General features: G+C 36.8%; 18 protein-coding genes. 3 read left to right on the top strand and 15 right to left on the bottom strand.

From position 1 onward, the window contains the following. Positions 1 to 215 precede the first annotated feature (215 nt). On the top strand, positions 216 to 548 hold the full coding sequence (locus BK137_RS13145) for a YuzD family protein (protein WP_038188572.1): 333 nt from the start codon (positions 216 to 218) through the stop codon (positions 546 to 548). 61 nt (positions 549 to 609) lie between these two features. Here the strand turns inward: BK137_RS13145 and BK137_RS13140 are convergent, their stop codons facing one another. Further along, positions 610 to 1,677, bottom strand: coding sequence for an NAD(P)/FAD-dependent oxidoreductase (locus BK137_RS13140; protein WP_038188575.1), 1,068 nt, complete (start codon positions 1,675 to 1,677; stop codon positions 610 to 612). Between the two features lie 155 nt (positions 1,678 to 1,832). Between BK137_RS13140 and BK137_RS13135 the strand changes: the two genes are divergently transcribed. Beyond that, complete coding sequence (locus tag BK137_RS13135; RefSeq protein ID WP_038188577.1) at positions 1,833 to 2,069, top strand: YuzB family protein; 237 nt, start codon at positions 1,833 to 1,835, stop codon at positions 2,067 to 2,069. 52 nt (positions 2,070 to 2,121) lie between these two features. Here BK137_RS13135 and BK137_RS13130 read toward each other — a convergent pair whose 3' ends face one another. Next, complete coding sequence (locus tag BK137_RS13130) at positions 2,122 to 2,886, bottom strand: TIGR01457 family HAD-type hydrolase (RefSeq protein WP_038188581.1); 765 nt, start codon at positions 2,884 to 2,886, stop codon at positions 2,122 to 2,124. After that, entirely contained in the window at positions 2,883 to 3,335 is a 453-nt protein-coding gene (locus BK137_RS13125) for a DUF86 domain-containing protein (protein WP_038188584.1), read from the bottom strand. Before BK137_RS13125 ends, BK137_RS13130 begins: the two co-directional genes overlap by 4 nt. A gap of 89 nt (positions 3,336 to 3,424) precedes the next feature. On the opposite strand from BK137_RS13125, the gene BK137_RS13120 reads away from it, so the two are divergent. After that, positions 3,425 to 3,691, top strand: coding sequence for a DUF3055 domain-containing protein (locus BK137_RS13120; protein ID WP_038188587.1), 267 nt, complete (start codon positions 3,425 to 3,427; stop codon positions 3,689 to 3,691). Positions 3,692 to 4,382: 691 nt separating this feature from the next. On the opposite strand, the gene BK137_RS13115 is transcribed toward BK137_RS13120, so the two are convergent. The 12 genes from BK137_RS13115 to sufC all read right to left on the bottom strand — a co-directional run bounded on the left by BK137_RS13115 (position 4,383) and on the right by sufC (position 16,327). Then, positions 4,383 to 4,778: a YutD family protein gene (locus BK137_RS13115; RefSeq protein WP_051448802.1), complete on the bottom strand. Its 396-nt coding sequence runs from the start codon at positions 4,776 to 4,778 to the stop codon at positions 4,383 to 4,385. Between the two features lie 14 nt (positions 4,779 to 4,792). Beyond that, positions 4,793 to 5,728, bottom strand: coding sequence for a lipoyl synthase (gene lipA / locus BK137_RS13110; RefSeq protein WP_038188589.1), 936 nt, complete (start codon positions 5,726 to 5,728; stop codon positions 4,793 to 4,795). A 175-nt stretch (positions 5,729 to 5,903) separates the two neighbouring features. After that, positions 5,904 to 6,668, bottom strand: a complete 765-nt coding sequence (gene yunB, locus BK137_RS13105; RefSeq protein WP_038188591.1) for a sporulation protein YunB — start codon at positions 6,666 to 6,668, stop codon at positions 5,904 to 5,906. A gap of 42 nt (positions 6,669 to 6,710) precedes the next feature. After that, complete coding sequence (locus tag BK137_RS13100; protein WP_038188594.1) at positions 6,711 to 7,814, bottom strand: HD-GYP domain-containing protein; 1,104 nt, start codon at positions 7,812 to 7,814, stop codon at positions 6,711 to 6,713. A gap of 57 nt (positions 7,815 to 7,871) precedes the next feature. Then, a complete protein-coding gene (locus tag BK137_RS13095; RefSeq protein WP_038188597.1) occupies positions 7,872 to 9,260 on the bottom strand; it encodes a bifunctional metallophosphatase/5'-nucleotidase in 1,389 nt (462 codons plus the stop codon). Between the two features lie 18 nt (positions 9,261 to 9,278). Further along, the gene (locus tag BK137_RS13090) at positions 9,279 to 10,100 is read right to left on the bottom strand and encodes a sulfite exporter TauE/SafE family protein (RefSeq protein ID WP_038188600.1); all 822 of its coding nucleotides are present in this window, start codon (positions 10,098 to 10,100) and stop codon (positions 9,279 to 9,281) included. Further along, positions 10,100 to 10,957: a DUF72 domain-containing protein gene (locus BK137_RS13085; protein ID WP_038188602.1), complete on the bottom strand. Its 858-nt coding sequence runs from the start codon at positions 10,955 to 10,957 to the stop codon at positions 10,100 to 10,102. Before BK137_RS13085 ends, BK137_RS13090 begins: the two co-directional genes overlap by 1 nt. Positions 10,958 to 11,130: 173 nt before the next feature. Beyond that, complete coding sequence (gene sufB / locus BK137_RS13080; protein ID WP_038188606.1) at positions 11,131 to 12,528, bottom strand: Fe-S cluster assembly protein SufB; 1,398 nt, start codon at positions 12,526 to 12,528, stop codon at positions 11,131 to 11,133. 29 nt (positions 12,529 to 12,557) lie between these two features. After that, entirely contained in the window at positions 12,558 to 13,001 is a 444-nt protein-coding gene (gene sufU, locus BK137_RS13075) for a Fe-S cluster assembly sulfur transfer protein SufU (RefSeq protein ID WP_038188609.1), read from the bottom strand. Then, positions 12,988 to 14,220, bottom strand: a complete 1,233-nt coding sequence (locus tag BK137_RS13070; RefSeq protein WP_038188612.1) for a cysteine desulfurase — start codon at positions 14,218 to 14,220, stop codon at positions 12,988 to 12,990. The genes sufU and BK137_RS13070 overlap by 14 nt, the downstream gene beginning before the upstream one ends. Then, the gene (gene sufD, locus BK137_RS13065) at positions 14,220 to 15,527 is read right to left on the bottom strand and encodes a Fe-S cluster assembly protein SufD (protein ID WP_038188615.1); all 1,308 of its coding nucleotides are present in this window, start codon (positions 15,525 to 15,527) and stop codon (positions 14,220 to 14,222) included. Before sufD ends, BK137_RS13070 begins: the two co-directional genes overlap by 1 nt. Before the next feature lie 17 nt (positions 15,528 to 15,544). Continuing rightward, a complete protein-coding gene (gene sufC / locus BK137_RS13060; protein WP_038188617.1) occupies positions 15,545 to 16,327 on the bottom strand; it encodes a Fe-S cluster assembly ATPase SufC in 783 nt (260 codons plus the stop codon). Positions 16,328 to 16,697: the final 370 nt, after the last annotated feature.

Here is a 16,697-nt window from a genome sequence, read left to right as displayed (position 1 = left end):
AAATGCTATTCTATCCCTCATCTTTTATAGTTTTGTTCTATATAATTATTTAACTATTTTTCTCGTCTAATCTACCGAGCGATTTCAGTGTTTTTTAATAATAGCTAATTTTTATGTTTAAAATTGTAAGTGACAATCTTACTGTTTATCTTTATATTTATATGTGAGTACATATGGAAAAATTTTAGTATTGTAAACGAGAGGATGAATTGTAAGTGACAGAAAAGACAATTGCAATCGAAATATACGGGGCTAGTGTCATGTGTGCAAGCTGTGTTAATGCACCGTCTTCCAAGGATACTTATGAGTGGTTACAAGCTGCAATAGATCGCAAATATCCGGAACAACCTTATCAAATCACATATATTGATATAGAAAATCCTATTGAAAATGAACGCCATAAACAATGGGCAGAACGAGTAAGAGATGATGAGTTTTTCTATCCATTAGTATTAATTAATAATGAAATTATTGGAGAAGGCTACATTCAGTTAAAGCCTGTTTTTAAGGAGCTTGAGAAATTAGGTTTTGAACCAATCGATAAATAAATATAATAAAAAGCTGTCTCACTGTACAATGTTTCATCATTGTACGTGAGACAGCTTTTTTTTAACCATTTTGACGTTTGTACATCCACAGCAAGCCTGATTTCATCAAGCGAGCAATTCGACCTGTTACAGTCTTATCTGCTAAATAGACGAAGCCTTGTTTCTTTCCTAAAGAACCCATAAAGCCTTTTAGCTTAATTTCTGGCATTTTCTCCGGAAGTGCTTCATTTTTCCAACGCAATTTTAATATACGAACAATATGTTCAGCTTGCTCTTCAGCTAACTGTGCACTCGGACCAAATTGTGAAGCTGCGCAGTCTCCAACCACATAGACATGTTCATCATTTGGTATATTCATATATTGAGTTATAACTACTCGACCAGTTCGATCAGATTCTAGACCTAAGTCACGGACTACCTTAACTGGTTGAATACCCGCTGTCCAAACAACTGCATCTACTGGAATCTGCTCTTCATGATTATGTAGCATATGTTGTTCTACTTTTGTAATATTCGAGTTCGCAATAACTTCAACATCATTATTATCGAACCACTTTTTAACATAGTTACTTAAACGTTCTGGGAAATCTTTTAGAATACGAGAGCCACGATCAAATAATTTAATTTTAAGATCTGCACGACTTTCTCGTAATTCACTTGCCAATTCAATACCACTTAATCCTGCACCAACGATTCCTACGACAGAACCAGATGGAAGGCCACAAAGAGCGTTATAAGCTTCACGTGATTTAGCCATTGTTTGGATGCTGTACGAGAATTCATCCGCACCAGGTACACCGTGATACTTATCTTCACAACCTAGACCAATAACTAAATCATCATACGCTACGCTATTACCACCTTCTAATAGTACAGCTTTGTTAACTGTATCAATTTTTTCAATTTCGCCATAAACGATCGATAACCGCTCATTTTCAGGGAAACTTACACGAATATGTTTCTCAGGTGTTGTACCTGCAGCTAAAGCATAAAAATCGGTTTTCAAGCTATGGAATGGTGCACGGTCTACTAGAGTGATTTGTACATCTTCTGGTAAATTATTTGGTAATAAACGCAAAAGAATACGCATATTACCGTAGCCACCGCCTAATAAGACTAATTTTCTCATAGTAATCTCCTTCTTCTTACAATATTACATACCGTTTCATTTCAAAACTGTCCACTAAGAGTATAAACGATTGTGAGAAGTTTCACAATATAGACTCGAAAATTGACGAATGAAAAAAAAAATAGTAGCATTTCGAGTAGTGAGGTGAAGCGCATATGAATCCGCTTGTTGAGTTTTGTGTTAGTAATTTAGCAAATGGCTCCCAAGATACATTTGAAGTGCTAGAAATGGATCCTAATATAGATGTTTTAGAATATGGCTGTTTAAGCTATTGTACTAAATGCTCTAATTCTTTATATGCTCTAGTAAACGGCGAAATGGTTGAAGCTGAAACGCCGGAAGAATTAACAAAAAAAGTCTATCAATTTATTGAAGAGAATCCTTTATTTTAACCAAAAAAGTCGCAAGCTATGTGAATGAACAACATAGTTTGCGACTTTTATTTTACAATTGCCAATCGAGTAAACTATTAATGCTGTAAGTTGGTTGGATATCCTTTTTCAACACAGATTCAGTAGGTGTTACTCCAGTATTCACATGTAATGTATCTATACCAAAGCCGATACCTGCTAATATATCCGTATCATAATTATCACCAATCATAAGCATATCTTCTTTTTCAAACCCATTCATCTGCTGTAAAATTGCTAGCATATGAGGATGTGGTTTTCCGATATACGTAGGTTCCACACCTGTCACATTATGAATTAGCTCCGCAATCGATCCATTTCCTGGTGCAAAGCCTTTTTCACTTGGAAATTTAACATCACCATTGGTCGCTACAAAATCTGCACCATTTTGAATAGCATAGCAAGCATTTTCTATTTTAGAATAATTTAATTCCAGATCAATACCTTGCACTAACACATCCGGTTGTTCAGAAGTGAACCTTATATTTTCAGCAAGAAGAGCTTCTCTTAATCCAACTCCACCTATCATTTGCACTGTTGCATTTGGATATTGATTGCTGATATATTTTGCAGTTGCGATAGCTGAAGTTAAAATATGCGCTTCAGGTGCACATATCCCCATTTTCAGTAATTTCTGCTGTACTTGTTTTTGCGTCATACGTGCATTATTGGTGATATAGAAAGGCTCAATTCCTTTCTTTTGTAATGCATGTATAAAAGCTACAGCAGTAGGAATAGGTTCAGTTCCCTTATACACAGTCCCATCTAAATCGAAACAATAGGCTTTGTATGATTTCATTTTTGTTCCTCTGGAATGAACGCAGATACTGGACCTAGCTCATTCACTAAATAATGCTCTACTTTTGGTGCAAATGCTTTAATAGCATCCATATTATTATTTAATACAACTACTAACTCTTCATCATTTACTTCTAAAATATCACGCACAAGTGCGCGTCTTAATCCAATTAGCTCTTTTAATGGTTGATCCATCTCAGGTGTAATGACTTTTTCATCGACTAAAATATCAATTATATCTTCATAACTTCCAGGATCACGCATAATAAAACCATCAATCATAGAGTTACCCACATCAATTATTGCTTCGATTAATGTATTCGCAATACGCTCCACAGCCAATTTACGGATATCATCTGATAACCAGTCTTTTTGGCCTTCAAAAACCACTATTAATGAATTCATATATTCAAGATTTTTTATTATTTTTTTACGATCAACGAAATACACAGTACTTCCTCCATTCAAATTATAAAAGTTGATAGTCTACTCCTTTCTATAGTACCATATCTTTAGAATCGGAAGGAGTTGCACACGCAATGGAAAGATTTTTCTTATACGACGATGTTGAAGATACAAAGACTCGTTTTGTTAGCTTCACAGGCGAATCGCAACGCTATGATTTAGCAATTTTACAAAGCGGACGCTTTTTTGGAAAAGTGCTCGTTTTAGATATGCAACTCGGCCGCTTTGCTATTCTCGGCTCAGACGACCTAGAAGAGCCAGGATACTTAGAACAAGTATACAACCGTCCCGAAGACGAAGCACAAGAACTACGAGACTACCTACATGAATTAATTGGGTAAACCTTAATGCTGAAGCGGCCCGTTCAGCCCCGACAAGCACTGGAACTTTCGAATCGAAAATATCTTTTCAATTTTCGACCGAGAAAGTGGAAGTGACCTCGAGGGGCTGGCCGCTGAAGCTGGTTATCTAACTTTAGGAAGGCAACCTAAGTCCGCGACGTCCTGTCGCAACGGTTGCATGACTAACATCCTGTTAGCCCAAGGCGCTCGTTTTGCTGCGAGGTCGTTGGAAGGCGGAAGCCAAAGTCGCTCTTTGACTTTGAGCGCCCGACTGAAACGACCCGAGCAGCTAGCGCCTGAAGCTGGATAAACCTAAATGCTGAAGGCGCTCGTCCAACGGCGACAAGCGTTGGAGTTCTCGAATCAAAAGCATCACTCCCGCTTTTGACCGAGAGAACGGAAACGACCTCGAGCCGTTAGCGCCTGAAGCTGGATATCTAACTTTAGGAAGGCAACCTAAGTCCGCGACGTCCTGTCGCAATCGATGCATGACTAACATCCTGTTAGCCCAAGGCGCTCGTTCAGACTAGACAGGCGTTGGAGGGCTCGAACACAAGACGCTTTTCGTCTTGTGCCGAGAGACCGAAACGACCCGAGAATCTAGCTCCTGAAGCTGGATACCTCCTTACCCAACTCTAATTTAACCACTTTAAATCAAAAAAATACTAAAAAAAAACATCAATTCCGGCTTTTACAGCTCGGAATTGATGTTTTTTTGTTCTTCTTGAAATGTTTCAGTGATAATGATTTCAGGCTCATCTACAGCCTCAGAATCTACTTCTTCAAGTACTTCCTCTTTTACAGGAATCGGCGCTTTACCGGTTTTTTTTAGTACGAAATAAGCACATCCAAAGTTACAATATTCATATAAATAATCTTGTAATGTACTTATTCTCGTATCGAAAGAAGCCTTTTGATTTTTGTCATCAAAAAAGCCTTTTAAACGTAATTGGCCATAGCCCCAATCACCAACAATATAGTCATACTTTGTTAAAATATCGCTAAATCGTCCAAGAAAAGCCTCTTCTTGGAAACCTTCACGATAATCTGTTAATACATCATACGCCATTCGTTCTGCAATGACCATGTTACCACCATCCGTTAGTTATTCGCGATAGCGCTTTTTTCCTCGCCAAGCAGTTGTTTTTGTTTAGCTGCGGCATTTACTTGTTCATCGGCATGATAACTACTACGCACAAGTGGACCAGCTTCACAATGAGAGAATCCTTTACTCATCGCAATCTTGCGCAGTTTACCGAATTCTAAAGGTGAGTAATATTTTTTCACCGGTAAATGTTTTTTTGACGGTTGTAAATATTGACCTATTGTCATTATATCTACATTATTTGCGCGTAAATCATCCATTACTTCAATAATTTCTTCTTCTGTTTCTCCAAGTCCTAACATTAATGATGACTTTGTAGGAATATCAGGTTGCATTTCTTTTGCACGACGTAAAAACTCTAATGAGCGATCGTATTTTGCTCGAGCGCGAACTCTAGGTGTTAAACGTTTTACTGTCTCGATATTATGATTTAAAATATCAGGTTTCGTATCCATTAATATACGTAAATTTTCTTCAATTCCACCCATATCTGAAGGTAATACCTCAATTGATGTAAATGGATTTTTACGACGAATTGCACGAACAGTTTCTGCAAAAACTTCTGCTCCTCCGTCTTTTAAGTCATCACGTGCTACTGCAGTTACAACGACATGCTTTAAGTTCATAATTTCAACTGAATCTGCTACGCGTTCTGGTTCTGCTGTATCTAATTCATTTGGAAGGCCTGTTTTTACTGCACAGAAGCGACATGCGCGTGTACATACAGCTCCTAATATCATAAATGTCGCTGTACGTCTTTCACCCCAGCATTCATGAATATTTGGGCATCTGGCTTCCTCACAAACTGTATGTAAGTTCTTTTCTCGCATCAGTTTCTTTAGGCCCTTATAGTCGTCGTTAGTATTTAGTTTAATTTTTAGCCAATCCGGTTTTCTTATATGTTCTACTTTAGTTGGTTTACATGATGTCATTGAAGATTCGTCTCCCATCACAAGGCTTATTTATATATTGTAGTACTTTTGTCAATGTAACATAATAAATAGTTTCAAACAACCTTCGATTACTAATATTGTCAAAATATTTTGCTATACCCTGCACTAAGTAAATATTAATTTAAATGAAATGAAAAGGGAAATTAAATATCTCTTAGTTCATTTTAATAGGTACCTCGACTGATGGTTGCGTACCTCCACCTGTCGTATAAATATTAGGTACTGTCCCCTTAAGCATACCAATAGCAACTGGAATTCTTTGCTCCACAGTGGTTGATTTACTAGCAAATGGAACGATGACTTGAACATTTACTGATAAATGAATTTGCACTTTCACGAGTGCATTATTAATACCAAACTCCTCAATATCCGTTTCGACATTTGTATTGATCTTGCCTATAACATGAAAACGAATAGGTATTTTCGGTCCTAAATTCCCTAACAAGGGTAATTTTGTTACCTGCCCAATTGGGACATAAAAGACAACACCACCATCTTCTTGCATTGCATTGGCATCATATTCAATATCGTCGTATTTCGGCAGTTTACTTAAATTTCCTGACTCTGCTTCTTCAAGATGATCTTGTACGAGCGTATATGTTTCCGCCATAACACGATTAATAATTTCTGAATTAAACTTTGTCATTTTAGTATCTTCGCCTGGAACTTCTTCTATTATATCATTAACATCAAGGACATTCGCAGTTCTAGAATTAATAGCCTTACTAATAACTTCAGATGCTATTCGATTCGTTTGGACTTCCGCATAATCCAAATATGTTGGCATCAGTCTTATATTCACTAAGTAAAATAAGAGAGCAATCATACCAAAAAAGCTTACGATAAAAAGTGGTAATAATCGAGAGCGTTTTTGTCGTTTTTGCACTAACAATCTACGTCTTTGTTTTGGTAAACGCAAAAAAATTCCCCCTAATCATAGGCTATGACTAAGGGGCATTATTTATTCACTATGTACGAGGTATTCCACCTCAACCTGATGGATGTAAGTAGCTGGTTCATTTTCCAAGCAACATTCATATGTTGCTTGCAATATTTCACCATCCTCCTCAAAAATGCGAATCCAAGGTTTATCTGTTGATTTATGATTTTGTTTTGAGACGATGCCTCGTCGACCATCAGAAAGTAAAACGACAGTTCCATTTGGATATATGGCAATGCATTTTTGAAATGCTTTTACAACTTTCTCATCGTATAACGTACCTATACCTTGCTTTATTATTTCCATTCCATGCGATGGCAACATTTTCTTTCGATATACGCGATTAGATGTCACAGCATCAAATACATCGGCGACAGCAATAATTTTAGCATATGGATGAATTTCAAAATCAATCAATCCACGTGGATACCCACTACCATCAAGTCTTTCGTGATGTTGGAATGCACAATGTGCTGATAATAAAGAAATAGTATGTAAGTTTCTTAATAAATCAAAGCCATACTTTGCATGAAGTTTCATTGTATCGTATTCTTCATTTGTTAAGCGCCCAGGTTTATTTAAAATCTCAAGTGGGATTAGCATCTTACCTACGTCATGTAACATGGCACCAATCCCAATTTGGCGTATTTCATCCGATGTATATTTCATCTCTCTAGCAATCGCAATAGAATAAATGGCCACTTGTAGTGAGTGTTGATAAATATATTCATCATATATAAATGCATCACTCAAAACTGTAATCATTTCTTCACTATTTACAATACTTTCAAGTAACTGCTCTATAATACATCCAAAATGTTTGGACTGTTGATCTAAACAATAAGTTAAATCAGCATTTTTTTGATTTTTTAACATTTTGAAGGATTCTGTAATTTTATCTACAGCTTTTCTTCTTACATGTATTGGCACAGCTTCAACTATATTAATATCATGAGAAATTTTATCGTTAATATATACATATTGAACATTTAATTGTAAAAGTCGGTTGGCTATTTGATTTGATGCTACGACCCCTTCATGTAGCAAAGGTCTTCCAGCCTCATTCCAAATTGTTCTGCCGATCACCATTCCAGGTTGCAACACTTTAGTTGAAATCAGCCTCATACTATTTCCCCATTCATAAACATAATCTATTCTCTATATATTGACTCATATAAAACTTTAATCAGGTCTTTCTGAATTTTCCCCTTTGAAAAATTCAAGTCCATACAGAATTAGAATATCACGTAAAAATTGAGGTAACAAGTATGTTTTTGGTGTATTTTTGAAATCGGGAAAGAAATACCCAAAAGTATACATATCTAAAGTCACAAGTTTGTAACTTTTTTTCAAATCTGCAATACTACCTCCTATTACTAACCTCCCCATATCATCCACTTCAAATTGATAGTTTAGCATCTTACCCATCACTACGCCTCTAAACCCTAAGCCCTTCACTTCTCTCCTTGGCCAATCTACATTTTGTGCTTCCATGTAAATTTCTTTTAAACACTCACCAGTAAGCTCAACTACACAAGCGTTGATTGGGTGTGGAAGCATACCGTGAATGTCATTAGCTGTCACTCTACCTTTTGGAAGTCCACTTAAAAAGATTCCTGCATTGAACAGAGCACAATCAGCATTTGAAAATTTTAATAACGCTTTTGCAAATAGTCGTGACAGATTTGAATGATGGTACCATTCCTTATTATAGTAACGGTCTGTGTAAAATACAGGTACATCAAGTAGTTCACGCCCTCGTTGTTCAAGACTTAATACTATCTCTTTCTCCTTGTCTACAGTTGCAAGATCTATCGTTCTGTGAAGCATCGTTTTTTTCTTCACAACTTTTTTTAAATCCATATCAAATAGTATTTCAGTATGCCCTACAAATAAGCCAAATTTCCCTCCACCAGTTAACAGCACATCATTCACTATTTTACCTTCGTGCAAAATATGATGCGTATGTGCTCCGAAAATAACATCGATTTCAGGGCACTGTTCTGCTAACAATGTATCCTCAGACAAACCTAGATGCGACATACAAACAAGCACATCCACTTGATCTCGTAGCTCATCTACTTGTTTTTTCAATACTGCGAGTGGTTCTAATACTTGCCATTCAAGTTGCTCATAAAATAAATAAAAAGGTGCTGTAGCTGCAATAATTCCTACTTTTACACCGGCAGCTGTGTTATAAATCTGATATGATTTTGCCCAACTTGGTACGTCACCATTAATATTGTGCAAATTAGCTACTAAGACATCGAATTTCGCATCTTTATATAATGTATTCAATTCGCTATTCGATAAAGTAATACCTTCATTATTACCAATCGTTACAGCATCATAATTTGCATCATTTAATAATTTCACATTTCCTTTACCCAACGTCGCCTCAGTATAAACATTCGAACGATCCATAAAGTCTCCTATATCAAGAACAAAGCAACTATCACCTACTTCTTTATGCCACTTCTTTCGTGTCACAAGAAATTCGTGAGTACGAGGCCAATGTTCAAAATGGCTATGGACATCATTTGTATGATAAAAATGGATTGTTTCTAGCATAATATCCCCTCTTTACATTCAGATTAGTCCATCTATGATTGAACGGATTCCGAGAAGTAATAAAATTATTCGTAAAAAGAGCACTAATGTATCTGATTTAATACGCTTATTAAGTGCTGCTCCTATTTTCGCCCCTATATAAGCCCCTGGAATTACCGGAATCGTATACATCCATGGAACATTTCCTAAATAAATATGGCTAGCTGAGTTGACGATAGACGATAAAAACACCATGAACATGGATGTTGCCACAGCCACATGGGGAGGGAACAAGAATAATAATATCATTGCAGGAACAATCATCGATCCTCCACCAATCCCAAATAACCCTGATGCAAAGCCAATTGCAAAAGTTAATAATAATGCAAACCAAATCGGATAGCCATAAACAAAACTTTTACCTTCCTGGTCGACAAAAGTTCGCTTCAGTCCATTCTCAACAAACCATTTTACTGGTTTTAATTTATCCTTCACGATTAAGATTGTCGCTAATATAATTAGTAAAATACCAAAGTATAAATTAAATGAAGGCAAATCTAATCCTTTGTTCACCCAAGCACCAAGAATCGTCCCAGGTATACTCCCTGCAAAGAAAATTACGCCACTTTTATAATCAACTGTTTTAGATTTCATATATGACAGAGTAGATGCTAGTCCAGTGAAAATCATCATAACTACAGATAAGCCTACTACTTTTTGTGGTGTTATATCTGGGATTAAACCGAGTGTGAGCCCTACAAATAGTGTAGCTGGTACTAATATCACGCCTCCACCTAGGCCTACTAAAGCGCCAACTAGACCTGAACATAGCCCAATTACAGCAATTAATATAAATTCCATTACGATTCTCCTTCAAAAAAATCTAATTGTTTTGGAGATAATCCTTCATATTGTACTCCCAGCATTTTTTGCAGTTGTTTTGCATTTTTTGCTGCATCATTTCCTGAGTTATTATTAAATAATACAAACACATCTTTTACCTGCTGTTGTAACGATACAATATGTTTTTGTAGTCCCTTTAATTCTTCTTCATTATAGTTATACAAAAAACGAATTTTACGCCATTCTTCATTATTTCCGGGATTACGCCAGCCATGCACATTACGACCGTGAATACGAACAAGGACACGTTCATTTGTCGCCTTTGGTACTAGCGGAACTGACCCTTCTCCTGCCTGTGGCTCATCACAAACTGTATGTATTAAACCCTCTTGACGTAAAAAATTCAATGTACCATCCAAGAATTTTTCACTATACCAAGTGCGATTTCGGAATTCAATTGCGATAGGAAAATTCTTTAATTGTTGCTTCACATAGCGAATATAAGTAACATTTTTTGATTGACAGTCAAACCACGGTGGGAACTGTACTAATATCATTGCAAGCTTACCTGCTTGTTGAAAAGGTGTAATCGCACCTTTAAATGCCTCAAACATATCTTCCCTAGTCTCATAAGGATTATCCTGCCTCAAATGACCTGTCATACCTTGATAAGCCTTTACAACAAACTGAAAATGATCAGGTACTTCTGCAATCCACTTCCGCACATTAGCTTCAGATGGAATAGAATAGAATGATGTATCCACTTCAACAACAGGAAAGTGTCCACTGTAATCAAATAATTTATTACGTGCTGTAGACAATGGACTATAAAGATCTGGATGATCTCCCCATCCAGTTAAACCAATGTGTATCATCTCATATCCCCCATTAACAGACATATAGTTAATGATAGCATAACATTCAACTGTGTTAGAACAGATTCACCCCATCCTTCTATTACAAAAACCTTCTCTAAATGTATAAAAAAAGCTTCGGCACTAATTTGGAAATCCAAATTGAGTTGCCGAAGCTTTATAGTTAGCTCTAATTAACCGATAGAGCCTTCCATTTCGAATTTGATTAGACGGTTCATTTCTACAGCATATTCCATTGGAAGTTCCTTAGTGAACGGCTCGATGAAGCCCATTACGATCATTTCAGTAGCTTCTTGCTCAGAAACACCTCGGCTCATTAAGTAGAACAATTGCTCTTCAGATACTTTTGAAACTTTTGCTTCATGCTCTAAAGAGATTTGATCATTCATTACTTCGTTGTATGGAATTGTATCAGAAGTCGATTCATTATCCATGATTAAAGTATCGCATTCAATATTTGCACGAGCGTTGATTGCTTTTTTACCAAAGCGAACAATACCGCGATATGTTACGTTACCACCATGTTTAGAAATGGATTTTGATACGATTGTAGAAGATGTGTTTGGTGCTAAGTGAATCATTTTCGCACCAGTATCTTGGTTTTGTCCACGACCTGCAATGGCAATTGATAATGTCATACCACGAGCACCTTCACCTTTAAGGATACATGCTGGGTATTTCATAGTTAATTTAGAACCGATGTTACCATCAATCCATTCCATTGTAGCATTAGCATCACATACAGCACGTTTCGTTACTAGGTTATAAACGTTGTTAGCCCAGTTTTGAATCGTTGTATAACGGCAATATGCGTCTTTTTTGATGATGATTTCTACAACAGCACTGTGTAGAGAGCTTGTTGTATAAACTGGAGCTGTACATCCTTCAACGTAGTGTACACTTGCACCTTCATCAACAATGATCAATGTACGTTCGAATTGACCCATGTTTTCAGAGTTAATACGGAAGTACGCTTGTAGAGGTGTTTCAAGTTTAACACCTTTTGGTACATAGATGAACGAACCACCAGACCATACTGCTGAGTTTAATGCAGAGAATTTGTTGTCTTGTGGTGGAATTGTTTTACCGAAGTACTCTCTGAAAAGTTCTTCGTTTTCACGAAGTGCTGAGTCTGTGTCTTTAAACACAACGCCCATGTCTTCAAGTTCTTCCTTCATGTTATGGTAAACAACTTCAGATTCATATTGTGCAGAAACACCCGCAAGGTATTTTTGTTCTGCTTCAGGAATACCAAGCTTATCAAATGTTTCTTTGATTTCAGCTGGTACTTCATCCCAAGATTTTTGAGTTGCTTCTGAAGGTTTTACATAATACGTAATCTCATCGAAGTTTAACTCAGAAAGATCACCACCCCATTGAGGCATTGGTTTTTCATAGAAAATCTCAAGTGATTTTAGACGGAAATCTAACATCCATTGAGGCTCGTTTTTCATTTTAGAAATTTCTTTAACGATATCAGCAGTTAATCCACGTTTTGAACGGAAAATAGATACGTCCTTGTCATGGAACCCATACTTGTAATCGCCAATTTCAGGCATTTTTTTAGCCATCGTTTCTCCTCCGTTCAGAGTTCAATAATTTATTTATTTTCAGATTCGTTTTGCACACCTTTTTCCATTGCTTTCCAAGCTAAAGTTGCACATTTAATACGAGCAGGGAATTTCGAAACACCTGAAAGTGCTTCTACATCACCTAAATCGATCGAATCGTCATATTCTTTTCCAAGCATCATATCAGAGAAAATATGTGCTAGGTTTTGAGCTTCCTCAACTGTTTTCCCTTTGACCGTTTGAGTCATCATGGATGCAGAGGACATTGAGATGGAACAACCTTCTCCATCAAATTTAGCATCTTCAACGATGCCATTATTTACTTGTAAAGTTAAACGGATACGGTCGCCACATGTAGGGTTATTCATATCGATAGTGACATTACTACCTTCAAGAGCCCCTTTGTTTCTTGGCTTTTTATAGTGATCCATAATAACTGAGCGGTAAAGTTGATCTAAATTATTCAAAGACATCAGCAAAATACTCCTTCGCAGTGCGCAACCCTGCAACAAGACGGTCAATATCTTCCTCATTGTTATAAATATAGAAGCTAGCACGTGCAGTTGCAGTACATTGTAACCATTTCATAAGCGGCTGTGCACAATGATGCCCAGCGCGTACAGCAATTCCGTTCATATCTAGAACAGTTGCTACATCATGTGGATGAACATCATCTAAATTAAATGTTACAAGACCTGAACGCTTTGCAGGATCTTGTGGTCCATAAATTGATAAACCTTTAATTGTTTGCATTTGGTCTATTGCATAACGCGATAAATCATGTTCGTGTTTTTCAATCGTGTCCATGCCGATTTCTTGAAGGAAATCAATAGCTGCACCTAATCCAATAGCTCCAGCAATGATTGGAGTGCCACCTTCAAATTTCCAAGGTAGCTCCTTCCATGTAGATTCATAAAGACCTACAAAATCGATCATTTCGCCACCAAATTCAACCGGCTCCATGTTTTCGAGAAGCGCTTTTTTACCATATAATACACCAATACCAGTTGGTCCGCACATTTTGTGCCCAGAGAATGCTAAGAAATCACAATCTAAATCTTGCACATCTGTTTTAAAATGAGGTACACCTTGTGCCCCATCAACGACCATTACAGCACCATGCTCATGAGCTATAGCGGTAATTTCTTTAATTGGGTTGATCGTACCCAAGACATTTGAAGCATATGCCATTGAGACAATTTTAGTTTTAGCAGTAATTGTTGCACGTACTTTATCTAATGATAAAGTACCGTCTGACTCTAAATCGATATATTTTAATGTCGCGCCTTTTTCCTTCGCAAGTTGTTGCCAAGGAATTAAATTAGAATGGTGTTCCATATAAGTGATGACGATTTCATCGCCTTCACCTACATGTGTACGACCATAACTCTGTGCAACTATATTTAAAGCAGTTGTAGTCCCTCTTGTGAAGATGATTTCTTCAGTCGAGTTTGCATTGATAAATTTACGAATTTTTTCACGAGCACCTTCATAAGAATCTGTTGCTCTGTTCCCAAGTGTGTGAACACCACGGTGAACATTTGAATTTTCAAATTCATAATAATTTTTGATTGCTTCAATTACTTGAATTGGCTTTTGAGAAGTTGCAGCACTATCAAGATAAACAAGCGGATGCCCATTTATTTCTTGATTTAATATCGGGAAATAGCTTCGAATGTCATCTTTGATCATTAGCGAACTTTCCTTTCGATAACCTCCGTCAGTTGCTTTTTAACACCCTCGATAGGCAATTTGTTTACAACTGGCGCAAGGAATCCGTGAATAACTAAACGTTCAGCTTCTTTTTTCGCAATACCGCGACTCATTAAGTAATACAGTTGAATTGGGTCAACGCGTCCAACAGAAGCTGCGTGTCCAGCAGTTACATCGTCTTCTTCAATTAATAGGATTGGGTTAGCGTCACCACGAGCATCTTCGCTAAACATTAACACACGTGATTCTTGAACAGCATCTGCTTTAGTAGCACCGTGTTCGATTTTGCCAATGCCATTGAAAATAGCACGAGAAGCATCTTTCATAACACCGTGTGTAAGGATGTATCCAGTAGATGCTTTACCCCAATGGCGAACTTCAGTTGTGAAGTTTTGACTTTGATTTCCGCGACCAACAACTACTGATTTACTATCAGCATTTGAACCGTCACCAATTAAATGCGAAATATTTTCAGAGATTGTATCACAGTCATTCATTAAACCTGCAGCCCATTCGATAGTTGCATCACGGTGTAAAATACCGCGGCGGTTAACATAAGTTGTTAAACCTTTCGCAAGTACATCTACCGCTCCAAAAATTACTTTTGCATTATCATTTACGATCACTTCTGCAATAATATTTGCTTGTCCAGTTGCTTCGTCAACAGTAGAAAGATAGTTTTCTACATATGTAACTGAACTGTTTGCTTCAGCAACAATTAATACATGATTGAATAATGAAGCTTCTGGATTGTCATGTAAGAACACAACTTGAAGAGGTTCTTCAATGATGACGTTTTTTGGAACATAAACGAAGACTCCGCCGTTTACTAATGCAGCATGTAATGCAGCTAATTTATGAGCATCAGCTTTTACGCCTTCTGTCATATAATATTTTTTCACTAGGTCACTATGTTCGCGACTTGCAGTGATAATATCAGTCAAAATAACACCTTGTGCTTTTAGCTCTTCTGAAAGCTCCAAATATGCAGGTGTATTATTGTGTTGGATATAGATGTTATGTTGGTTTTCAACATCTACAATTGACTTCACTTCTTCTGGAAGTTCAGCTAGTGATGCATATGTTGTACTTTCTACAACATGTGCTGGGAATTCTGTGAAATTCCATTTTGTAATATTAGTTTTATCTGGTTTTGGCAATGGTAGCGTTTCTACGTTCGCTAGTGCACTTTCACGAAGCTCTGTTAACCAGCTTGGTTCATTGTTCGCTTCAGAGAAGGAGCGTACGTCTTGAGCGGTTACCGCCAATTTTGTTTCAACCGTCATTCTGCTCGTCCTCCTTCTTATGCTTCTTGTTCAGCAGTTTCTTCGTCTTCAATACCTAATTCTTGTTTAATCCAGTCATAACCTTCAGCTTCAAGTTTATGAGCTAATTCAGCTCCACCCGATTTTACAACTTTACCTTGCATCATAACATGTACTTTATCTGGAGTGATGTAGTTAAGTAGACGTTGGTAGTGAGTGATCATTAAGCAGCCAAAGCCTTCGCCGCGCATTTCGTTGATACCTTTAGAAACAACTTTTAATGCATCAATATCAAGACCAGAGTCAATTTCGTCTAAAATAGCGAATTTAGGTTTGATCATCATTAATTGTAGAATTTCGTTACGCTTTTTCTCACCGCCAGAGAAACCTTCGTTTAAGTAGCGTTGAGCCATATCTAAATCCATTTCTAGGAATTCCATTTTTTTATCTAATTCACGGATGAATTTCATCAATGAAATCTCGTCACCTTCTTCACGACGTGCGTTAATAGCAGAACGTAAGAAGTCAGCGTTTGTTACACCAGAAATTTCTGATGGGTATTGCATACCAAGGAAAAGACCCGCTTTTGCGCGTTCGTCTACTTCCATATCAAGTACGTCTTCACCATCTAGCATGATTGAACCTGAAGTTACTTCATATTTTGGGTGACCCATAATAGCAGAAGCTAAAGTAGATTTACCCGTACCATTTGGACCCATGATAGCATGGATTTCGTTTGTATTAAGTGTTAAATTTACACCCTTTAAAATCTCTTTTCCGTCAATTTCGACATGAAGATCTGTGATTACTAATGTTGACATTTCATTACCTCCATTTAAAGTTCAATGAATGGTTTCCCATTTCTAATTTAATATCATTCTAATCTTAACTGAAAAAGAAGTGGCTTGCAAATCTTTTGAAAATTATTCTCACTTCCCCTTTAAACAGTAGATATCCACTAGCTTTATATCAACTATTCTAGCAATTCTTTGCTATTTGTAAAAAATTAATTCATTTTCAATACAGATACTCTAATTGAGAATCGATTTCACTCCCAGTGTAGTGATAACCTTATTTTTCTGAAAATTAATGTATTTTCAAACATCTCCATTATACAAATATTATCCTTTTCTTACTATTTTATACCAACACACCATTTTTTCTCCATAAAAAAAAGCCTGCTGTACAGGC

Source organism: Viridibacillus arenosi (assembly GCF_001955655.1).
Classification (GTDB): Bacteria; Bacillota; Bacilli; order Bacillales_A; family Planococcaceae; genus Viridibacillus; species Viridibacillus arenosi.
Note: the sequence above shows the minus strand (reverse complement) of the source record. Positions and strands in the feature narration are given on the sequence as shown.